At 39.6% G+C, this 23,083-nt stretch carries 17 protein-coding genes and 1 pseudogene; 9 read left to right on the top strand and 9 right to left on the bottom strand.

Annotated features, from left to right (window positions below):
- The first annotated feature begins 246 nt into the window (after positions 1 to 246).
- Positions 247 to 711 carry a PepSY-like domain-containing protein gene (locus DVR12_RS11955; RefSeq protein ID WP_116975906.1) on the top strand — a complete coding sequence of 155 codons (465 nt, stop codon included), beginning with the start codon at positions 247 to 249 and terminating at the stop codon, positions 709 to 711.
- A gap of 359 nt (positions 712 to 1,070) precedes the next feature.
- Here DVR12_RS11955 and DVR12_RS11950 read toward each other — a convergent pair whose 3' ends face one another.
- Positions 1,071 to 1,988: a helix-turn-helix domain-containing protein gene (locus DVR12_RS11950; RefSeq protein ID WP_116975905.1), complete on the bottom strand. Its 918-nt coding sequence runs from the start codon at positions 1,986 to 1,988 to the stop codon at positions 1,071 to 1,073.
- A gap of 168 nt (positions 1,989 to 2,156) precedes the next feature.
- Here DVR12_RS11950 and DVR12_RS11945 point away from each other — a divergent pair, with 168 nt between their 5' ends.
- The 5 genes from DVR12_RS11945 (at position 2,157) to DVR12_RS11925 (ending at position 10,739) form a co-directional block, all read left to right on the top strand.
- Positions 2,157 to 3,836 carry a hypothetical protein gene (locus DVR12_RS11945; protein WP_116975904.1) on the top strand — a complete coding sequence of 560 codons (1,680 nt, stop codon included), beginning with the start codon at positions 2,157 to 2,159 and terminating at the stop codon, positions 3,834 to 3,836.
- A 110-nt stretch (positions 3,837 to 3,946) separates the two neighbouring features.
- On the top strand, positions 3,947 to 5,929 hold the full coding sequence (gene gyrB / locus DVR12_RS11940) for a DNA topoisomerase (ATP-hydrolyzing) subunit B (RefSeq protein WP_116975903.1): 1,983 nt from the start codon (positions 3,947 to 3,949) through the stop codon (positions 5,927 to 5,929).
- 329 nt (positions 5,930 to 6,258) lie between these two features.
- On the top strand, positions 6,259 to 6,729 hold the full coding sequence (locus DVR12_RS11935) for a hypothetical protein (RefSeq protein ID WP_116975902.1): 471 nt from the start codon (positions 6,259 to 6,261) through the stop codon (positions 6,727 to 6,729).
- A 309-nt stretch (positions 6,730 to 7,038) separates the two neighbouring features.
- Positions 7,039 to 10,275 carry a TonB-dependent receptor gene (locus DVR12_RS11930; RefSeq protein ID WP_116975901.1) on the top strand — a complete coding sequence of 1,079 codons (3,237 nt, stop codon included), beginning with the start codon at positions 7,039 to 7,041 and terminating at the stop codon, positions 10,273 to 10,275.
- A 206-nt stretch (positions 10,276 to 10,481) separates the two neighbouring features.
- Complete coding sequence (locus DVR12_RS11925) at positions 10,482 to 10,739, top strand: hypothetical protein (protein ID WP_116975900.1); 258 nt, start codon at positions 10,482 to 10,484, stop codon at positions 10,737 to 10,739.
- 514 nt (positions 10,740 to 11,253) lie between these two features.
- Here the strand turns inward: DVR12_RS11925 and DVR12_RS11915 are convergent.
- On the bottom strand, positions 11,254 to 11,967 hold the full coding sequence (locus DVR12_RS11915; protein ID WP_116975898.1) for an SIMPL domain-containing protein: 714 nt from the start codon (positions 11,965 to 11,967) through the stop codon (positions 11,254 to 11,256).
- A gap of 149 nt (positions 11,968 to 12,116) precedes the next feature.
- Complete coding sequence (gene mfd / locus DVR12_RS11910) at positions 12,117 to 15,494, bottom strand: transcription-repair coupling factor (RefSeq protein ID WP_116975897.1); 3,378 nt, start codon at positions 15,492 to 15,494, stop codon at positions 12,117 to 12,119.
- A 134-nt stretch (positions 15,495 to 15,628) separates the two neighbouring features.
- Between mfd and DVR12_RS11905 the strand changes: the two genes are divergently transcribed.
- Positions 15,629 to 16,348: a ferredoxin--NADP reductase gene (locus DVR12_RS11905; RefSeq protein ID WP_116975896.1), complete on the top strand. Its 720-nt coding sequence runs from the start codon at positions 15,629 to 15,631 to the stop codon at positions 16,346 to 16,348.
- Here DVR12_RS11905 and DVR12_RS11900 read toward each other — a convergent pair whose 3' ends face one another.
- From DVR12_RS11900 to dtd, 5 genes are all read right to left on the bottom strand, one after another.
- A complete protein-coding gene (locus DVR12_RS11900) occupies positions 16,349 to 16,921 on the bottom strand; it encodes an outer membrane beta-barrel protein (protein WP_116975895.1) in 573 nt (190 codons plus the stop codon). It lies immediately after the preceding gene.
- A 45-nt stretch (positions 16,922 to 16,966) separates the two neighbouring features.
- Positions 16,967 to 18,394 (bottom strand): glycine--tRNA ligase, encoded by a 1,428-nt coding sequence (locus DVR12_RS11895; RefSeq protein ID WP_116975894.1) that lies wholly within the window; start codon positions 18,392 to 18,394, stop codon positions 16,967 to 16,969.
- Between the two features lie 69 nt (positions 18,395 to 18,463).
- A complete protein-coding gene (locus tag DVR12_RS11890; RefSeq protein ID WP_116975893.1) occupies positions 18,464 to 19,405 on the bottom strand; it encodes a YihY/virulence factor BrkB family protein in 942 nt (313 codons plus the stop codon).
- A gap of 22 nt (positions 19,406 to 19,427) precedes the next feature.
- The gene (locus DVR12_RS11885) at positions 19,428 to 19,757 is read right to left on the bottom strand and encodes a nucleotide pyrophosphohydrolase (protein WP_116975892.1); all 330 of its coding nucleotides are present in this window, start codon (positions 19,755 to 19,757) and stop codon (positions 19,428 to 19,430) included.
- 26 nt (positions 19,758 to 19,783) lie between these two features.
- On the bottom strand, positions 19,784 to 20,236 hold the full coding sequence (gene dtd / locus DVR12_RS11880) for a D-aminoacyl-tRNA deacylase (RefSeq protein WP_116975891.1): 453 nt from the start codon (positions 20,234 to 20,236) through the stop codon (positions 19,784 to 19,786).
- A gap of 110 nt (positions 20,237 to 20,346) precedes the next feature.
- Between dtd and arfB the strand changes: the two are divergent.
- Together arfB and DVR12_RS11870 are read left to right on the top strand one after the other, a co-directional pair.
- Positions 20,347 to 20,730 (top strand): annotated as a pseudogene (gene arfB / locus DVR12_RS11875) (alternative ribosome rescue aminoacyl-tRNA hydrolase ArfB); the annotation flags it as partial.
- A 47-nt stretch (positions 20,731 to 20,777) separates the two neighbouring features.
- Positions 20,778 to 22,322, top strand: a complete 1,545-nt coding sequence (locus DVR12_RS11870; RefSeq protein WP_116975889.1) for a lipopolysaccharide biosynthesis protein — start codon at positions 20,778 to 20,780, stop codon at positions 22,320 to 22,322.
- 69 nt (positions 22,323 to 22,391) lie between these two features.
- Here the strand turns inward: DVR12_RS11870 and DVR12_RS11865 are convergent, their stop codons facing one another.
- The gene (locus tag DVR12_RS11865; protein WP_116975888.1) at positions 22,392 to 23,033 is read right to left on the bottom strand and encodes an MBL fold metallo-hydrolase; all 642 of its coding nucleotides are present in this window, start codon (positions 23,031 to 23,033) and stop codon (positions 22,392 to 22,394) included.
- Positions 23,034 to 23,083: the final 50 nt, after the last annotated feature.

Here is a 23,083-nt window from a genome sequence, read left to right as displayed (position 1 = left end):
TTCCCCGTCCTTTGATGTTATTTAATGATAATTGTTTAAAATTGTGCAAAGTTACGAAAATACGCCGGCTCCGAAAGGGTGAACTTTATTAAAAACCGGGCTTTCTGAATATTTTTTATTGTTTTTTTACTAATTTGCAATAAAGAGTGCTTGTTTTGCGTTTTTGGCATTGTTTTAGCTAATTTGCAAGGAAGAGTTAGAAAAACCTGTTATTAATCTTTAACCCAACGGTAAACCATATCGAACATGAAAAAGTTGACGTTAATTTTTTGTGCGGTTCTATTCACTTCCGGCATAACTTTTGCTCAGCAAAAAAAATCAGTTAAAAAAACAAAAATAGAAGCCAAACCGGTAGTTGCTCCGGATGCGGTGAAAAGTTCTTTTGATCAGACTTTTGCGGGTACTTCAGTGGCTAAGTGGACTAAAACCAGTGCTGGTCATTGGACCGCAAATTTCCAGAAAGAAAATATTAATACTACTGCAGAGTATGATGCAGATGGCAAATGGGTTGCCACCAGAAGCGCATATGATGCTCAAAATTTACCGGAATCAGTGGCTAGTACCCTGAAATCAAAATATCCGGATGCAACCATAAAAGATGGTTGGAAAATTGAGAGATCAGATGTAGCTGCATACTACAAAATCAATATTCAGGAAAATGGTACAGAGAAATCTGTGTTGCTGAACGAAGCAGGTACCGTAACTGAATAATTCAAATTCGTATTTCATAGGTATAGGGATAAATAGGACAGACCCTGCTCTTTTGGGCGGGGTTTTCTTTTTTAGTTATCTATCCAAATTATCAGGATTACTACCAAAAATCAAAAGCCCCTTGCTAATGCAAGAGGCTTTATTATAAGTTAGGTAGATAATTTTCCGACAATTATGGCTTAGATGGTGTTTGACATTCATGCTTATTCTCGGAAAATTTCTTCCTATGGTCAAATCTATTAAGGAAGCTTATAGGAAACGCAAATAGATATCTGCCTATCGTGTTACAAAGAAACGACGAGATTATCTCTTTGGCTTCTCAATTCGGGAAAAGTAATGATCGAAAAGGGAAAAATGAATTAGCGAAGTAATAATTCACACGGTTTCAGCCCTGTATGCTTCTTAAAGGCAGTAGAAAAGTGTGAAATACAGGAATATCCCATCAACATGGCTACTTCAGATACAGACATGCCTTTCTCATATAAAAGCCCTTTTGCCTTCTCCATTCTCTCTTTCTGGAAATAGTCGTAAATAGTAGTGCCATACATAGCTTTGAACCCTTTCTTAAGGTAACACTCGTTCATGGCAACTTTACGGGCCAAATCCTTGATAGTAATGGGCGCATCCAGTTGTTCGAGCAAAATATCACGGGCTTTCTCAATCTTACCCCGATCTTCCATCTGAGTAAGGAATCTACAACCATAACGCTCATCAATATCGTTCTTCACAAACTGATCAGAACTATACAGTAACAGATCCAAAGCCCTGCTTTGCAGGAATATATTTTTCAGAACCCCTTCGTAATCATTATGTACCATGGTTTCCAATACCGACTTGGATTTTGTACATGGTTGTATATTCTTTACGAAAGGCTTACGGGATTGATTATCAAAGATGGAGAAATTAGTTGCTCCCTTCTGTAAAGCCTGAATGAAAGTAGGCTGGAAACGTACAGTAATTAAGTCTACAGAATCCTTATTGCTGCAAGGTTCTTTTTTGGCAGCACAAAGCTGATCTGTACATCCAGGGTTCTTACAGTATTTATTGCCCGCTACACAATAACGAAGCTCAATTGCTGCAGCCTGGCCTCTTTTGGCAGGCTGATAAACCACCATTGCCACGTCTTCTACCGGCAAAGGAGAATCATACGTAAATCGCTGTAGGGTAAATTCCAAACAATCAGGAACAGACACGCTGCTCTCTTCTGCCAGCTGCAATTGATGGCTCATTGCTGGCTGCGGTATTGCCAATGCTAATAAATCCTGTAAATCTTTCACTTGTAGCTAATTTTAATCGTCCGGATTGTTATAAGAATCACAAATTTAGGGATTCATTTTTTAAGCGTTGAGGTTTTGACAGTCAGATTACAATAGTAACTTAACATATAGAATTTTTCGTAGATTGATCAAAACTTCCTTGGTATAAATTTAGTTTTATCTGTACGGATGGCAAACGAGCAAAAAAACAATTCGAGATTCCTGAAAACTCTCCTGATAATATTCAGTTCCCTGATATTAGGCATGTTCTTTATCGGATGGTATCTAAACAATCATTGGAACACACTCCTGAAAAAAGAACTACCAGCTTATGTAAGCGCAATTTCCGACAGCTTATATGACGTAAGATTTCAAAACCTGAAACTGGATGTTCTATCGGGCAGCGTATTGGTCGAACACCTGCGCATGGCCCCGGATACACTGGTATATCAACGATTAAAAGGTGAGTTAAGAGCACCGGAAAATCTTTATGTCGTTGAGATTGATAAACTGGAACTCAAATACTTTAAGCTCCTCAAATACTTCATTGGAAAAAAATTAAGTGCAGGTGAAATAGTAGTTTCAGGATCAAGAGTAGAAGTAGAACAGAATCAAACAACTATAGATACTACTGCTCCTAAAACTGCCTATCAGCAAATCACCCGAAGTATTAAATCTCTCTATATTGGTAATATTAACCTAGATAGCATTGCTATCAAATATGTTTTTATAAAAAAAGATTCTTCCAGGATTATTCATCAATTCAGAAACCTGAAGATGAATATCAATGATTTGCTGATAGATTCTGTTGCCCTGAAAGACCCTACCCGTTTTCTGTATGCAAGGAATTACGAAATAGGGATGAAAGATTACACCCATAAATCCAAAGACAGCCTATATACGGTTTATGCGAAGAAAATCAAGTATGACGCGGCCAACAGAACTTTTCATATAGGTCAGTTTCAAATAGAGCCGAGATACGATAAAGATGAGTTCCAGAAAATAAACGGCGTACAAAAGGATCTTTATGATATCGTATTCAATGATATCAGTATCAAAGAATTAAATCCGATGCTCCTATTACAGGAGCAACAGATCTGGGCGGAAAGAGTAGATATAGGAGGAGGAAGATTTAATATTTACCGTGATCGTTCTCTACCTGAAGAACCTGGTAACAAATTAGGAAAAGCACCGCAACAGCAATTAGAAAAAATAACGATCCCTTTTAATTTCGATACGCTGGTTGGTAATAATGTGAGTATCCAGTATGCAGAGAAAAATCCGGCTACCCAACAAACAGGTGTAATAAACTTCAGAAATATCCACGGGGTATTTACAAATCTGACGAACATCGACTCAATAATTGCCCAAAACAACCATTTGATTGCCAATTTGGACGCGATCTTTATGCAAAGCGGGAAATTAAGGGCGAAATTTGATTTTATATTGAATGATAAAACCGCCAGATTCAGTGTAACAGGCAAATTGAATAATATGAATGGGAAAGACCTGAATGTGGCAACAAAAGCATTGGCAATGCTGGAAATAAGGTCTTGTGATTTGCAGGAGCTGGACTTCAATATTAAAGGAGATGAGAGAAAAGCTACAGGAAATATGCGATTACTATATAAAAACCTTAGAATTGCTGTTTTGCAGCAGGATAAGGAGCATAAAGAATATAAACGCAGGGGATTATTGAGTTTTGTAGCTAACATAATGGTTATCAAGGACTCTAATCCGTCTCCGGGAGATAAGGAACGTGTTGCAACAATGAACCATAACCGGGATATTCATAAATCATTTTTCAACCTTGTGTGGAAAACTTTATTTGACGGTACCAAGGAGATAGTAGGCGTGGCCAATTTATAGCATATCCATACCTCTTTAAAACCAGTATTCTTTTGTGGAAATAAGGCTTATTTTTCGTATTTTTGCGTGATTGTCTACCGATTTTATTTCTAAAAGATTTTACCCAACATATGAGCGAAGAATTAGTGCAAACACCTAGCCCCAGCAGCAGCGGATATGACGCGGGGAGTATACAGATTTTAGAAGGTCTGGAAGCGGTACGTAAGCGCCCGGCCATGTATATTGGCGATATTGGCATCAAAGGGTTACACCATCTCGTTTACGAGGTTGTGGATAACTCCATAGATGAAGCCCTGGCTGGTTATTGCAAAAATATTGAAGTAACAATTCTGGGCGATAACTCCATTCGGGTAAAGGATGATGGCCGTGGTATTCCTACCGGCATCATTCCGAAAGAAGGACGTTCGGCACTGGAAGTTGTAATGACCGTATTACACGCCGGTGGTAAATTCGACAAAAACACATACAAGGTATCCGGAGGTTTGCACGGAGTAGGGGTAAGCTGCGTAAACGCATTGAGCGACAGACTTCACGTTACAGTAGAAAGAGAAGGCAAAATATTTGAGCAGGAATACCATCGTGGTATCCCTCAGTATGCCGTTCGTGAAATTGGTGTCAGTGAAGGAACCGGAACCACTACATTATTTAAACCAGACGGAGAGATTTTCAAGGAAACAACCTACAACCGTGAAATCTTAGCCAGCCGTTTAAGAGAGTTATCTTACCTGAATCGTAAGATCAACATTACCCTGATCGACGAGCGGGAAAAAGATGACGATGGCAATTTCTTCTCTGAAAATTTCTACAGCGAAGGTGGTATTAAGGAGTTTATCCAGATGCTGGATAAAAGCGGTCGCCGTAATCCTTTATTACCTACTCCTATTTATGTAGAAGCGCATGATGCTGCATCTAACGTTGCGGTAGAAGTAGCACTTGTTTATAATGATGCTTTCAGTGAGAATATCTTCTCTTACGTAAATAATATCAATACCATTGAAGGTGGTACACACGTAGCCGGTTTCCGTAGAGCGATTACACGTGTATTCAAATCCTATGGTGATAAGAATAAATTATTCGAGAAATCTAAGGTTGAAGTAACCGGAGATGACTTCCGCGAAGGATTAAGCGCTATTATCAGCGTTAAAGTTCCTGAGCCTCAGTTTGAAGGTCAGACCAAAACCAAATTGGGTAACTCTGATGTAATGGGGGTTGTAGATAGCTCAGTTGCAGCAGTATTGGATGCATACCTCGAAGAAAACCCAAGAGAAGCTAAAACCGTAATTAATAAGGTAGTTTTAGCAGCTCAGGCACGTGAAGCAGCACGTAAAGCACGTCAGCTGGTACAACGTAAGAGTGTAATGACTGGTAGCGGATTACCTGGTAAACTGGCCGATTGCTCCGACAATGATCCTACAAAATGTGAGTTGTTCCTGGTTGAGGGTGATTCCGCAGGTGGTACTGCCAAACAAGGTCGTAACAGAAACTTCCAGGCTATTCTGCCGCTCAGAGGTAAAATCCTGAACGTAGAAAAAGCAATGGAACACAAAATATATGAGGATAATGAAATCAAAAATATCTTTACTGCTCTTGGTGTAACCATTGGTACTGAAGAAGATGATAAAGCATTAAACCTCTCTAAACTCCGTTACCACAAGCTGGTTATTATGACGGATGCCGACGTGGATGGTAGTCACATTGCTACTCTTATCCTCACTTTCGTTTTCCGTTACATGAAGGCTTTGGTAGAACAGGGTTATGTTTATATTGCACAACCACCTTTATACCTGGTTAAAAAAGGTAAGGAACAGATTTACGCCTGGACAGAAGAAGAAAGAAAAGCAGCTACTTCAAAATTAGCTGGTGCCGGAAAAGAAGACAGTGTTACTGTTCAACGTTATAAAGGTTTGGGAGAGATGAACGCAGAACAATTATGGGATACTACCATGAATCCTGAGTTCCGTACCCTCAAACAAATTACACTGGAAAGTGCAGCAGAAGCAGACCGTGTATTTAGTATGCTGATGGGCGATGAAGTACCTCCACGCAGGGCCTTTATCGAATCGCATGCGAAGTATGCAAAGATCGACGCTTAATTGTTTATGTTAATAATTAAAAGGTCGTCTCTACTATGTAGAGGCGACCTTTTTACTTTCTGATCTTAATGCATCAATACCTGCATCTACCTTGTTTTACTGCGCTAATGCTTCAGCCTCAATAAGGTACATTTCGGCAGATCTGTTGTGGGAAAATCCACATCCATGCAAAAATTTTATAATTTGTATTTTTTATATATATTGCAGCCGTAATTATCCCTATGCCAACGAAAAAGACCAGTATCCTATGATAAATTCCGCTGGCCGCTCGACCAGGCGGCCGGCACTGGTTGCTTCAGCTAGGAGAACAGCTAACCAAAAGAAGCATTATGCAATTCAAGAAATTGACACTAGCCCTATCAGCTATATTGCTGGTAATATTTAGCGCCTGCAGTTCGAATAAAGACAAAGTAAACGCAATAAGCATCTTTTCCTTTAAGATTGATAATGTGCTTTATCAATCGAATGCTACAACCGCTTTTATTACAGATACTTTATATGCTGGTAAGAAAACATTAATTATTGATGGTTTAACCAATAACTTCAGAAATCATATGGAGTTAATGATCACATTCCCTGATACTATTGGTACTGGTACCTTCGAAAACATGGTAGAAATGGCCGTTATGAATATTGAGCCTAAAGAAAACGGGTATGTCGATAAAACGGTTACTGTAAACATCACAAGTATTAATAATAGACACGCCGAGGGAACATTCTCCGGTGTATTAATAAATGGTGAAATTGAAAAACCTTTAACGGACGGAACTTTCAAAGTCGAAATTCTTGATCATCAATAATGATGATGGATTTAAGGTAAAGCCACCCTGCTTTTAGAAGCAGGGTTTTTCGTTTATGCGTTAAGGTTATATTATCTTATTTATTGTTCACATTCTCTTAATAATTATTTCCTATCCCATATTTTTCATTTTGTTAACACTCTTCTCAAAACAACGCCCAAAACTGATAGTATTTTAACCCAAATTAACCGGTTAACGAGTTTTTTAAGGTGGCTTTAGGTCTTCCTTAACAATTCCGTAATAATCAGTTAACATTCTGGTTGTTTTGGACTGGTTTCTTTGCACCTGTAAAATACTTACACACAGTTTATGAAATCATTCTTTACGCTACTAGTTAGCCTCTTTGTAATCGCATTTTATAACAACGCTGATGCTCAGGTAACCACCGCTGTTATATCAGGTAAGGTATCTGACCCTGGAGGCCAGGCCATTCCGGGTGTTACTGTAGTTCTTGTAAACACAAGTACTGGCGCAAGATCAGGAGTACAAACGAATACAGATGGTCGCTACATCCTCCCTAACCTCAATCCGGGTGGTCCATACACCATTACTGTTTCATTTATCGGCTATAAAAAAGAAACTAAAAGTGATGTAAACCTTCCATTAGGTTCCAGCACTTATAACTTTAAATTACAGGAAGAATCTACTGCTCTTAGTGAAGTAGTAGTAACCGGTAATGCTGGTGCAGGTAAATCCGGTACCAGAATTGGTCAGGAGCAAATTAAAAACATGCCATCTACCAGCCGTAGCTTGCAGGATCTGACTAAAGTTACTCCACAAAGCAATAACAACTCTTTCCTGGGTACTAACTACCGTTACAACAACGTAACCTTAGATGGTGCTATCAATAATGATGCTATCGGCTTTAGCCCTTCATTAGGTGGACAAAGCAATACCAGCGGTCAACCTGGTAGCAGCACCCGTACTAACCCTGTGTCTATCGACGCTATTCAGGATGTTCAGGTATTATTAGCTCCATTTGATGTTAAAGTTGGTAACTTCCTCGGAGGTAGCGTTAACGCTGTAACCCGTAGCGGTACCAACGAAGTTCATGGTTCTATCTATGGCTTCGGTCGTAACGCTTCTATGATCGGTAAAAATAATGCCGGTGATGGTTCTAAATTGCCTAGCGATTTCCATGAATATCAAACTGGTGTTAGAATCGGTTTCCCTATTATCAAGAACAAATTATTCTTCTTCACTAACGAAGAAATTACCCGCCGCGTAGATCCGGTTATCCTTGCTGCAGGATCAGTTGACAACAAAATTCTTACTGTCGCCGATGCTGAAGCTATCACTAATAAGATGCTGGAATATGGAGTTAATCCGGGTACTGCAGGTAACACCAGCATGTATTCCAACTCCAATAAATTCTTCAACAGATTAGACTGGCATATCAACGACAAACATCAGTTGTCTTTACGTAACAATACTATCACTTCTGAAGCTACTAACCTGGAGCGCGATCAACAAAACTTCCGTTTCAAAGGTATCGACTTCAAACAAGTGAATAATCAGTCTTCTACCGTTGCTGAACTGAAAAGCAACTTTAGCAGCACACTTTCTAACAGCTTGATCCTGGGTTATTCCAACATTCATGACTACAGAGATCCACTGTCTGATCCTGCTGTTCCTCAGATCCAGATTGGTGGCCGTATTCCTGGTTCTACCATCTTCCTGGGAACTGACCGTGAAGCAAGTATCTTCAACATGAAGCAAAAAACCTTTGAAGTTACCGACAACGTAACCATCTTTAAAGGTAAACATACCTTCACCATTGGTACTCACAACGAATTCTATAACATTACTTACGGATTCGTAAACTCCTGGAACGGACGTGTTGATTATAAAACAATTCAGGATTTCCTTGATAACAAACCTAGCCGCGTACGTGGTAACTATAACTACACTAATAACTCCCGCGACTATATCATGGCTAATCCTCCTGCTCAGTTCAAAGTTAATCTGATGAGCTTATACGGACAGGATGACATTCAACTTACCGATCGTTTCAAAATCACTCCAGGTGTCCGTTTCGACTACGCAGGTATTCCTAACAAACAACCTTTAAGTGATAAAACCATTAAAGCTCCGATAGATCCAAACTACGGTAATACCTATACCTACACTAAACCACAGGATATCAAAAACAACTTCCTGAACAACGTTCAAATCTCTCCTCGTTTAGGTTTTAACTACGATATCAAAGGTGATAACAGCATGATCTTACGTGGTGGTAGCGGTTTATTCACCGGTCGTATTCCTTTCGCATGGTTAGGTTATGCTTACTATAACAACGGTGTTACTTACGGTGCTTACGATGCAACCAGCCCGGCTGTTAACACTCCTTTACCAGCTGCTAAGCCTTCAAAAAATGGTATTGCTGATTACGCGGCTCAAAATGGCCAGAAAGTTAATGATGCAGGTAGCGCTACTCAGGTAGATATGATCGATAACAACTTCAAAATGCCACAAGCCTGGAGAAGTAGCCTCGCATTTGAATATAATACCCGCGATATGTGGAAATTCTCTATCGAAGGTATTTATACAAAAGTTATCTATGACCTGATGTTCCAACAGGTAAATATCGCTGATGAAGTAAAATACTATGAGTATGATGTAAATCATCAGCAACCGATCTACGTTAAGAACGCTGGTAATAATAATGGTAAGATCAACACCCTGTTTACTAACGCTTACCTGTTGTCTAATACTAATAAAGGTTACCGTTACAGCATCACTGCTCAGGTTTCTAAATCATTCCCATTTGGTCTTAGCTTCATGACTGCTTATACTTACGGTCAGGCTAAAGATATCACCAACGGTATCCGTAACTCAATGGAATCTAACTGGCAGCTGAATCAGGCTTTAAATCCTAACAATCCGGGATTGGCTTACTCTAACTTCGATATCCGTAACAGAATCGTTGCTACTGCAAACTACAAACAAGACTGGGGTACTAAAAACAAATGGGTGTCTAACTTCAGCGTGTTCTTCAACACTTCTTCAGGTACTCCATTTACTTATGGTTTCGTAAACGCTACTGTTCAAAATACTCCTCAACAAGTTAGTTTGGCTTACATCCCTAAAGATGTTGCTGAAGCTACCAACTTCTTCAATGATGGATATAACGGTAAAACAGCAGCTCAACAAGCTACTGAGTTTATGAACTACGTTAGCAGCAACAAATACCTGAATAGCCGTAAAGGTCAGTTCACTGAGCGTAACGGTGGCCGTACTCCTTGGAATACACAAGCCGACTTCCGTTTCAGCCAGGACTTTAACTTCACCGCAGGTAAGAAAACTCACACTATCACCCTTACCTACGATATCATCAACCTGACTAATCTGTTGAATAAAGAATGGGGTATCCAATACTTCACTTCCAACACCTTCAACTCTACTTCAAGTGTTGGTCTGACTTCTGCCGGTAAAGTAGTAAACAATTATCCGACTTATACTTTCGGAGATCCGGGTACTCCTTACTCTAAAGATTTCTTCTCTTCACGTCACCAAATGCAGTTAGGTCTTAGATATAGTTTCTAATCCGAACTTTATAATAAAAGAGCGAGGGGCTATTCCATCCAGAATAGCCCCTCGCTCTTTTATTATAAATCTACAATCATTTTGAAAAATCATTTATCAACAAAAACTCTAAGGATCACAAATCTTCAACATTAAAATTTTTAAACGTTATTTCCTTGTTCATAAAAAACCACTTCCGTAAATTACGATAGTAAAAAAATTCAACCTTGCATTCAAAACTTATAGACATTCAGGAATATTTACAGCCGAAAAAATATAAACAGGTAGTCGACGCAGCCACATTTATTAGAATTGTAAAAACTAAAAGAGAAGCAATTGAAAGTACACGATTCATTCTCCCGGAACCTGGTACTTATTGCTATGGAAAATTTGAAATAACCTATAAATATAATCCATATGTTAGCTCAATCCAACCTTCCGCATCAACACTCTTCGCCCCAATCAGAAGAAAATATGGATTCTGATTTGCCATCATCAATTGATGTTCAATCACAAATTGAAAATATTATATCAAACTAAAAGAAAGAGAATTAGAACAGAATTTTCAACTAGCATCTTTGGCGATGAAATCTAATGATGAATGCTTACAAAAGATGCCAAAAGAACACAGAAAGAATATAATAGCATATTCAATTATAATTATGTCCTTTCTAATTTTAATCTTCTCATTTTTAGGATATTGCCTATATACCGGTCATGAAACGTTTTTAATTAAATTCATTCAGCTTGTTGTATACTTTTTAATTACTGCATTAAGTTATTTTGCGGGTCTCCAAAGAGGGAAAAGAGTAATGACCAAAGCTGGCAAATCAATATTGCAAGATTTACCTCATGAGTAAAATTCAATTATAATATAAAAAAGAGAAGGTCGGCTTGTAGAGCCGACCTTCTCTTTTTTATCAATGTAATTATTAAAAAATGTCTGATTTGAACATACGATTTTAAACCTGATGTTCGCTCTTCAACTATCAAATTTTCTTAGTACTTCCATTTAATTTCCCATACAGTTCTTACTTCTGCACGAACCTTAATGGTTTTAAAATCAATATTAGAATCTTCTGAAGCACCACCACCCTTTGCCATATAATTCGCAGCCAGAGGACGGAAATCTGCATAGTTATCGGTATTAATTTCCTGAACTTCCAGCAGATTATCCAGTTTGTTATTTACAGCAGCCAGCATGTATTCTGCTTTATCTTTAGCAGCCTGCATAGCTTTAATTTTCACTTCTTTTCTATACTGTTCCATTTTACTTGAAGAGAAAGAGGAAACTCTTGCACTTTCAATACCTTCCGCATCTACAGCTCCGAGAATAGCATTGATTTTATCCAGTCTGTTTAGTTTCAGGCGATATTGTTTACGAGCCATAAACTCCAATGGATCTTTCTTTTTACGTACATCCCAATCGTAGTTACTACCATAAACATTTTCGATAGTAAAGTTTTCTTTTGGAATACCTGCTGCGGCTACAGCATCCTGTAATTGTTTTTCAAGTGTTCCTATCTCAACTTTGTTTTTACCTTTCAGATATTCACGTAAAGAAATAGTAAAGTTGATTTCATCCGGAGTAATTTCCATTTCGGCAGAGCCTATAACTTCAATTTTCTTTCTGGTATCTACTTGTTGTTGCTGTTGGGCAAACACACCTAAAGACAAAATCAATCCAGTTGCAAGTAACATTAACTTTTTCATGGTTCTTCGTTTTATAATTGTTCGATTATTTGCCAACATGATGCATTTGAATAAAGGATTTCCATAGGGGTAATCCTTAAAATTATGTTAATGCATTATGTAGCATCCATAAGAAACGGATGTCATGTAATTATGTTACAGGAAAGAAATTATTTACGGCTGTCGGTCATCGCCTTCAGGAAGTCGTACAGGTCGCTCATACTACGTATTCTCGTAGCCACCAGCATAAAGTTTTTACCAACCTGTTTTAGTTTCGCGTTATTGGTGCGGGTTTGTATATAAGTGAGTATATGATCAAAAGTAGGGGAGGTGAAATATGGAGAATCAGGATTGTTGATGAAATAACAACGCAGGTTTTCTTCTTTCAGCATCATTTTCTCGAAGCCAAGCTGAATGGCCATCCAGCGGCAGCGGATCATCGTAAACAGATCTTTTACCGGCTCTGGTAATGGGCCAAAACGATCTATCATACCTGCTATGAATATCTGCAGTTTGCCTTCTTCAGTAATATTATCTAACTCCTGATAGAGGTTCAGACGTTCCTGAATACTTTCTATATATGTATCCGGAATAAGGATTTCAAGATCTGTATCGATGGTACAGTCACTCACGAAATCTTTCTTTTCTTCCAGTTGATCTTTAAAGAGATCCCGGAATTCATTTTGTTTCAGTTCACGGATTGCTTCATCCAGAATTTTCTGGTACATATCGAAGCCTATTTCGGCCATGAAACCGCTTTGTTCTCCACCCAACAGGTTTCCGGCGCCACGGATATCGAGATCGCGCATTGCAATCTGGAAACCACTTCCCAGTTCACTATGTTGCTCTAATGTTTGCAGGCGTTTACGGCTATCCTGTGGTAAAGTGCTCATAGGAGGAGCCAACAGATAACAGAATGCCTTCTTATTGCTACGTCCTACACGGCCACGCAACTGGTGCAAATCACTCAGTCCGAAGTGATGTGCGTTATTGATGATGATAGTATTGGCATTAGGAATATCTACACCGCTTTCAACGATGTTGGTACAAACCAATACATCATACTTTCTGTCTATAAAATCAAGGATTACTTCTTCCAGCTTATGTCCTTCCATCTGGCCATGAGCAGTGGCAATAGACAAATCCGGGCATAGGCCCTGAATAAGTCCGGCCATTTCAGCTAAGCCTTTTACTCTGTTATGCACAAAGTATACCTGTCCGCCTCTTTCGGCTTCGTAATAGATAGCTTCACGAATCTGATCCTGGTTGAATACCAGTACTTCCGTTTCGATTGCCTGGCGGTTAGGAGGAGGTGTGTTAATAACTGAAAGGTCGCGGGCCCCCATCAGCGAGAACTGCAAAGTTCTTGGGATAGGTGTAGCTGTTAGAGTAAGGGTATCTACATTATGTTTGATTTGCTTCAGCTTTTCCTTAGCTGATACACCAAACTTCTGTTCTTCATCTACTACTAATACTCCAAGGTCTTTGAATTTAACTTCTTTTCCAAGGAGAGCATGAGTACCAATGATAATATCAATTTTCCCTTCTTCCAGCTTCTTCAGTGTTTCCTTTTTCTCTTTGGAAGATTTAAATCTGTTGAGATAATCAACAGTACAAGGGAAATCTTTTAAGCGGTCTGCAAAAGTTTTAAAGTGCTGGAATGCAAGAATGGTAGTAGGAACCAATACAGCAGCTTGTTTACCATCTACGATCGATTTAAAGGCAGCACGGATAGCGACTTCTGTTTTTCCAAAACCCACATCTCCACAAACCAGTCTGTCCATCGGTGCCGGCGATTCCATATCCCTTTTAACATCGGCGGTAGCCTTGCTTTGATCGGGAGTATCTTCATACAGGAAGGAGGCTTCCAACTCTGTTTGCAGGTAAGTATCGGGGGTATGTGCAAAGCCTTGCTGAGCTTTTCGGACTGCATACAGCTGTATGAGGTCTTTAGCAATATCTTTAACCTGGGTTTTAGCCTTTTCTTTCAGCTTATCCCAGGCATCGCTTCCCAGTTTATTGACACGAGGTTCTACGCCTTCCTTGCCGGTATATTTACTGATTTTATGCAGGGAGTTGATATTTACGTACAACAGGTCGTTGTTTTTGTAAATAATCCTGATGGCTTCCTGCATTTTACCACCTACTTCTATTTTCTGTAAACCACTATACATTCCCACACCATGATCGATATGTGTAACATAATCTCCTGGTTGCAGCTCTCTCAGGGTTTTCATGGTAATCGCCTTATTCTTGTTATAGGCTTGTTTTACCTTGTATTTGTGAAAACGCTGGAAGATCTGGTGATCGGTATAGCAAACGATTTTAAGAGAATTACCTATAAATCCACCACTGATTGCTACTGGGATAGGATAAAACACGAAATCAGCTTTCAGGTCCTCAAAAATACTTCTGAGCCTTTCTAATTGTCGTGGATTATCTGAGAATATAAATAGTGAGTATTTGTTTTTGTTATGTTGATCGAGATCTTTGATCAACAGATCAAACTGCCTGTTAAATACAGGTTGTTCCTGCGTATCGAAAGCCAGTTCAGTAGGAGTTAAGCCTTGTTCGGTCAGCCAGGTTTTACCACCAAATACAATTGTACTGTGTTTCAGCAATTGTTTCATTAGTGGAGCCGCCTTCACAAAGTCATCTTCCTTCAGGATCATTTCTTCGTCATCATCAATTTTCACTTTTTGTCCTGAAAGCAGAAAATCGTCGAGTCGTTGTTCCAGTTGTTCAATAACTCCCTGTACATAAGACGGATCTTTGATCCAGACTACAGTATTTTCCGGAAGAAATTCCAGTAAAGAGGTTTTATGATGATCACCTCCACCACCGTGGGTATCCATGTTTGCGATGAGTGTAACCTGTGTAAGTTTACGCTCACTCAATTGGGTTTCGGGATCGAAAAGCCTGATTGAATCAATATCTTCACCGAATAACTCTATTCTGTATGGTTTTTCGTTACCGAACGAATAGATATCGAGAATTCCTCCTCTTACAGCGTATTGCCCTGGCTCATATACAAAATCGGTAGCATGGAATCCCCATTCTACTAATTTTTCGAGGAGAGGATCTACCACCAATACATCACCGACTTTTAACTGCACCATATTGGCACTGAAAGCCTGATTCCCGGAAACCTTTTCCCATAATGCTTCGGGATAGGTAACCAGAATTTTCTTATGGATGGCGGCTCCGGAAAATTTCATGAGCGCTTCAGTTCGCAACATGCTATGGCTGCTATTGATCTCATGGAATTGACCTACTTTTTTGAATGAGTCGGGGAAATAGAAGATATCTAATGCCTGGCTGATTTGCTCCAGATCGTTATGAAAATAAGCGGCCTCCTCTTTATCGTTTAGGATAAAGAGATGGTTTACATCTGCATTGGACCAGGTATTCACTGCCACGAAACTGATAGCGCTTCCGTTTAAGGATGAAAGCTGAAAGTATTGAGGAGTGGGAGATTGAACTCCTTTCACCAGTGATTGCAGGCGGTTATCCCGCTGAAATAATTGTAATACAGCCTCTAAATTCATGAAGAATGCAAAGGTACGAAGATTTAAGGATTAAAGATTTTGGATTTTATGTTTTTGGAATTCAGTAACTCGACATTAAGACTGTTGGTTCCATATATTTTTATTATATTCATAATAACCAAAATTTACCTCGCATGGTTGACGGATGGCACACTGGTATAGTAATAAAATTGGTGGATGCTACACCCAATACCCGTCGGTTTTGGATCCAGATCCCCACGTTAGATGTATTCGATTTTAAGCCCGGGCAGTTTGTAACGCTCGATTTACCCATTCATGAGAAAAAGAATAAGCGTTGGCGAAGCTATTCCATAGCTTCAGCTCCGGATGGTACAAATATTATTGAATTAGTGATAGTATTGCTGGAAGGCGGTGCGGGTAGTACCTATCTGTTCAACGAAGTAAAAGTAGGATCAGAATTGTTACTTAAAGGTCCACTTGGTGTTTTTGTGCTGCCACCATCGTTAGACCAGGAGATTTTTCTTATTTGTACCGGAACCGGGATTGCACCATTCAGATCGATGGTCACTTACCTTCATGCACATCAGATTCCCCATGCCCCGATCCATCTTATTTTTGGTTGCAGATATCAGGAAGATTTGCTTTATGCAACTGAGCTTAGTCAATTAGCTACGAAGATGCCTGATTTCCATTATATCCCCACCTTATCGCGGGAAACGAGCTGGCAGGGACATAAGGGATATGTACATCAGGTTTATGAAAAAATTCTGAGTGAGAAGCGACCGGCCAATTTTTACTTATGTGGTTGGAAAGCCATGATAGATGAAGCTAAGCAGCGAATCATGGCATTAGGTTACGATCGCCATGCTATTCATCTCGAATTATATGGATAATTAAAATCTATAGCCAATACTCCATTCAGGAACTGGTAATCGGGCAGCCAGGTTATTGCTTGTGGAAATAAAACCACTTATGCCGGCACGCATACTAATACGGTTACGCAAATTAAGGCGATAGTTAACAGACCACCATCCGAGCCAGGTATAGGAGGTAGTTACATCATCGTACCAAAGCGAATCACCAGACAAATAAGTGGCACCTGCCCCAACTTCAACATGATGTTTTTTCTTTCCCAATACGTAATTTAATCCGAATGGTATAGAAACTATGGTAGGCCTGTATTCTGTTCTTTGTTTTTCGCCATTTATATTCCGGCGGTACTCTGTATACTGAGGAATGATACCAAATCCGGCTCTGGCGCCTATTCCGTCTTCTCTGCCGGTAAATCGTACATCATAATTAATACCAGCGAATGCAGTAGGGCCCCAGATACTGAAGTAAACCTGTTGGGAATAAGGCCGGGCGGGAGACTGAGACTTAGGAGAGAAGTCGTTCGATTCTTGTGCTGATACAGTACAGGTAGAAATAGTTAGGGCTATGACAGCCATCAGTGTAAATTTCATCATTGCATGGAATTTAAACTGTTAAACGGTCATAGCCCTATTATGTTACTAGATAATCTTACTTAGTACCAATGCTTTAACATCAGACATAGGGATGCGTTCCTGTTCCATGCTATCGCGGTGGCGTATAGTAACAGTACCATCTTCTTTGGTCTGATGATCGATAGTTATGCAGAAAGGAGTACCGATGGCATCCTGACGACGATATCTTTTACCAATCGCATCTTTTTCTTCATAGAAGCAATAGAATGCTTGTTTGCAATCATCCATCAGTTCTCTTGCCAATTCTGGTAATCCATCTCTTTTAGTTAATGGAAAAATAGCCAGTTTGATAGGCGCTAATTTGGCAGGAAAACGCATTACAACACGGCTATCAGCCTTCTCAGGAGTACTCAGATCTTCCTCTTCATATGCATTACAAACAGTCAATAAGAACATACGATCCAAACCAATTGAGGTTTCAATTACGTATGGTACATAGTTCTGATTGATTTCTGTATCGAAATACTGAATTTTCTTACGGCTATATTCCTGGTGTTGTTTCAGATCGAAATCGGTGCGGGAGTGGATACCTTCAACTTCTTTGAAACCAAATGGGAATTCGAACTCGATATCTACAGCTGCATCAGCATAGTGGGCCAGTTTAACGTGGTCTTTGAACTGATATTTAGCAGGAGATGTACCCAGGCTCAGATGCCATTGCATACGCTCTTCCTTCCATTTCTCGTACCATTCTTTCTGAGTGCCAGGGCGTACGAAGAACTGCATTTCCATCTGTTCAAATTCACGCATTCTGAAAATAAACTGACGGGCAACAATTTCATTTCTGAAAGCTTTACCAATTTGGGCAATACCAAAAGGTACTTTCATACGTCCTGTTTTCTGAACATTCAGGAAGTTTACGAAGATACCCTGAGCGGTTTCAGGACGGAGATAAATCTCGTTAGCTTCGTCGGTAACGCTACCCAGCTGAGTAGAGAACATCAGGTTGAACTGTCTTACATCTGTCCAGTTAGCTGTACCACTAACAGTACATTTTATTTTATTTGATTCGATGAGTGTTTTTAAGCCTGCAAAATCATTTTCTTTCAACAGTTCATCCATCTGAGAAAGCAATTCTTTTGCCTGATCGGCCGACAGGGTTTCTGCATGGCCTTCGATCAGATGATCTACACGATAACGTTTGTTGCTATCCTTATTATCGATCATTGGATCGCTGAAATTATCTACGTGACCGGAAGCCTTCCATGTAGTAGGGTGCATGAAGATGGCAGCATCAATCCCCACGATATTTTCGTGCAGTTGAGTCATGCTCTTCCACCAATAATCTTTAATATTCTTTTTCAATTCAGCGCCATACTGACCGTAGTCGTATACAGCACTCAATCCATCGTATATTTCACTGGATGGAAAAACGAATCCATATTCTTTACAATGCGATATAATCGCCTGGAATTTATTCTGATCTGTAGACATAGTGGCGCAAAGATAAATGGCAATTTTGAATATACGTATGCCATTATTATTGAATTTATATTTTATTGGTTATTCTTCATTTACACTTTCAGGCTTATGAGGTATCTCAATTTGCTTAATCCATACCGCATATTCATTCGGATAAATTTGCGCCCCGGAATATTGTACATATACCCGGGTAAAAACTGCACCGAAATAGAGGATTGCAGCTGAATAATATACCCAGAGCAATATAATTACGATAGAACCAGCAGCTCCGTAGGTCGACGAGACTTTGCTGGCGCCAAGGTAATAGCCTATTGCAAATTTCCCCACCATAAACAAAATAGCCGTAGCAAAAGCGCCAACCCGAACATCTTTCCATTTTATCCGTGCGTCTGGCAACACCTTGAAGATTATTGCAAAAAGTGCAGATATCACAATAAAAGGAACTATAAAGTCGGCCAGCGAAAATAGAATACTTGAAGTGATTTTTCCCGGCAGCAGGTTGATTATTACTGTCGAAAAAAGCTCAACCAATCCATTTATTGCCAGCGAAACCAGGAGAATGAATCCCAGGCTTACTACCAGTGAAAAAGAGAGTAACCGGTTCAGCAGCACTCTGAGCAAACCGTTTTTCTTTGGTTTAGACTTCAGTCGCCAGATGTAATTTATAGAATCCTGAATTTCAGCAAATACTCCCGTAGCACCAATAATTAAGGTTACAAAACCTACAATAGTAGCCCAGTTCATATCGCCAGACAAGGAGGCATTCTTAATCATAGCCTGAATCTGTAGTGCCGCTTCGCTGCCGACGAGGCCCTGAATCTGTCCGTAAATATTACCTTCAATTGCATCCTGCCCGAGGAACAGATCGCAAAGGAAAATAATAATAATCAGCATAGGAGCTACTGAGAATATAGTATAATAGGCGAGTGCAGCACTTAACTTCAACACCTTATCATCAATAAAATCACTAAACGACTGCTTTAATACTGCCCAGAGTTTTTTCAGCTTGCCAAATTTTTGCATAGCAGAGGGTTTTACCGGAGGCTTATTGTTTTAATTTAGGGTTATTATGATGTCGTTGGGCATCCCGGATATTTTTTTTATCGAAATTCTTCTCCAGGGCAACAGTCATATCAATACCTGTTTGATTGGCAATACAGAGCAAAACCCACATCACATCTGCCAGTTCATCAGCCAGTAATTTTTTGTTGTCACTTTCTTTTGAAGATTGATCGCCATATTTCCTGGCCATAATCCGGGCCACTTCTCCCACTTCTTCAGTAAGAATGGCCATATTGGTTAGTTCACTGAAATAACGAACACCAGTAGTATTAATCCAGTTATCGATTTTTTCCTGAGCTTCCTGAATAGTCATGGGCTTGTATTTTATTAAAGTTAATCTTATTCCCGATTATGTGAGTCGATGATAATAGTTACCGGGCCATCATTGACCAATGAAACTTTCATATCTGCCCCAAAGATGCCGCGTTCGATAGTTGTTCCCAAATCCTGTTCCAATTGCAGAATCATTTTTTCATATAATGGAATAGCAATATCCGGTTTACTGGCCCGGATGTAGGAAGGTCTGTTCCCTTTTTTAGTTGATGCAAAAAGGGTAAACTGGCTAACCAGCAACAGGTCTCCGTTTGCATCCTTTAACGAAATATTCATAACTCCTGCGTCATCATTAAATATACGCAGGTTTGCGATTTTGGAGCTCAGCCAGGTAATATCCTCAGTTGTGTCGCTATCCTCTATTCCTAATAATACCAGCAATCCCTGTTGAATAGCCCCGGTTACCACTCCATCTACCTTAACGGCAGCTTCGCTAACGCGCTGAATTACAGCTCTCATATTTTAGATATTATTTGTGGAAAGTTAAACCAAATCCATATTCCACAAAGGTTTCCAATATTTAGAGTAACTTTGCGGATCACAAAAATAGAAAAATGAACATCGATTTAACCCCTGAAATCACATTCCGCACTGCTCGTAGCGGTGGAAGCGGAGGTCAAAATGTGAATAAGGTGGAAACCATGGTGGAAGGCTATTGGAATTTTCAGGCTTCCCCTTTGTTAACCCAGGAACAAAAAAATCAGCTACAGGAAAAATTGGCCAATCGTATCACTTCAGAAGGTCTTTTACAGGTAAAATCTCAGGAGGCCCGAACCCAACTTGGAAATAAGCACCTGGTAATCGCTAAAATGAACGATTTGGTAAATAAAGCCCTCATCCCAAAGAAAAAAAGACTGCCAACAAGGCCGTCTAAGGCCTCCAAAGAAAGAAGACTGGATTCAAAGAAACGGCAATCAGAAAAAAAGCAGTTCAGAAGGGGTAGGTTTGAATAGGGATGATAAGCCTTAATTTGTAATTTGCGTCAAAATCAACTGGGAACTTGAGCAGCATAAAGAAACTGGCAGGACAAACGGTATACTATGGATTGAGTAACATAATGAGTAAACTGCTCAATTATTTCCTCACGCCACTTTACCTTGGAGTATTAACCGGAGCCGCATATGGCGAAATTTCTAATGTATACGCATTCATACCATTTGCCAATATTATATTGACTTATGGGATGGAAACGGCTTTTTTCCGGTTTGCAAAAAAGGATAATGAAAAAATGGTATTAAGTACCTCTACCATTTCCCTGATAGTATCTACCATTTGCATTACCGTTCTCTTATTACTGCTTACCAAACCTATAATCAATTCCAGTGAAGGAGAGCTGGCTGGGCTTACTGGTCATGCCTCGTGGTATGTATATATCGTATTTCTAATGGCTTTTGATGCTTTGGCAGCTATTCCGTTTGCACAATTACGCCTGGAAAACCGCCCTATCAGATATGCAATCATACGTACAGCTGGTATATTCACTACCATCTTTTTCAATATCTTCTTCCTGGTAATAAGCCCTAAACTTTATGCCAGTGGGTGGACCTGGCTTCCCGATATCATTGGCAATAAGTCGCAGACCGGATGTATTTATCTGAGCAATTTGCTGGGAAGTGGCGTCACCTTATTGATGTTTTTACCTCAGATTCGTCGTATTCAATGGACCTTTGATGGCAAACTGTGGAAAGAAATGATGCATTATGCCCTGCCACTGATCATTTTTGGAATGGCGGGCATGGTAAATGAAACATTCGACAGAGCCTGGTTCCTTCCGGAATTCCTTCCGGTTGCGGATCTTGAAACTAAAAAAGAACTTATAGGTATATATAGTGCCAACTATAAACTGGCTATTCTTATCACTATGTTCATTCAGGCCTTCAAGTTAGGGGCCGAACCGTTTTTCTTTAAACAGGCAGAAAGTGGTGATCCAAGGAAATTATATGCCCGTATCATGAAGTTATTTGTGATTCTGCTATGCTTCATGTTCCTCTTTGTTGCATTATACCTGAATATCTGGAAAATATTCCTCAGAAAACCTTTCTATTATGAAGGGCTTCGCATTGTGCCGGTATTGTTGCTGGCCAATATGTTCCTGGGGATTTATTACAACCTTTCTATCTGGTTTAAACTCACTGATCGTACCAGAACCGGGGCAGTAATTACTATTATTACGGCAGGACTGGCATTTTTGCTGAACTATTTATTAATTCCGGTACTTGGCTATTATGGAGCAGCGCTTACCACAATGGTTTGCTACTTTATTCAGATGTTGATTTGTTATCTGTTGGGTCAGAAACATTATCCGATCCCTTATCATATTCCAAAGTTGGTAACTTATATAGGCCTGGCCGTTATTACCTATTATTTGTTTAACTGGTTGAATGTACACTACCTGTCACCAGCCGATAAATATGCAGCTTCCGCACTTTCATTAGGGGTAGCCACTTTATTCTTCGCGGCATATGCGTTATTTATCTTCCGCATGGAGCGTAAAGAATTTGAGCGCTTACCTTTTGTAGGAAAATATTTTGCCAGTAAGGCATAATCAACTATAAAGTATTAAAGGGCAGATTTTAGTCTGCCCTTTAATACTTTATGATAAATCAACATATCTCTACTCCACTAAAAAAGGATTGGTCCTTTTCTCAAATCCAATTGAAGTACTTGGTCCATGCCCCGGGAAGACTCTAACTTCATCCGGTAGTACGAAAAGTTTTTCTCTGATGCTTTTTAGCAAAGTTGCATGATTTCCTCCCGGAAGGTCGGTACGTCCTATACTCTGATAGAATAATACATCTCCCCCGATCAGGAATTGCTGGTCTTTACAATAGAAAGAAATACTGCCAGGAGAGTGGCCTGGGGTATGCAATACCGTTAGCACATGCTCACCAAAGATAATTTCGTCGCCTTCCTTTAAATAGCCTTTAGGCATAGGAGAAGGATCGAATGGTAAATTGAACATAACACCGGCTTCCTGACTGCGATCCAGGATCACCTGCTCCATTTCGTGTATCTCTGGCCGTACCTTATATGTCTCCGACACCAATTTATTGCCGAAAATATGGTCAAAATGGCAGTGAGTATTCAACAATCTTGTAACATTTAACCCCTGCGTTTGTATATATTGTAATAATTCTTTTCTTTCGTCTTGAAAATAACACCCAGGATCTATAATTATACATTCCTTTTTTCCGTTAATAAGTAGGAATGTGTTTTCTTGGAGGGGACCAAAAGTGAATTGTTTTATTTCAATCATTGTTACCCGATTTTTTTAGTCTAATTTTAAAACCGATCACAATATTATTC

The organism is Chitinophaga silvatica (assembly GCF_003419895.1).
Lineage (GTDB): Bacteria > Bacteroidota > Bacteroidia > Chitinophagales > Chitinophagaceae > Chitinophaga > Chitinophaga silvatica.
Note: the sequence above shows the minus strand (reverse complement) of the source record. Positions and strands in the feature narration are given on the sequence as shown.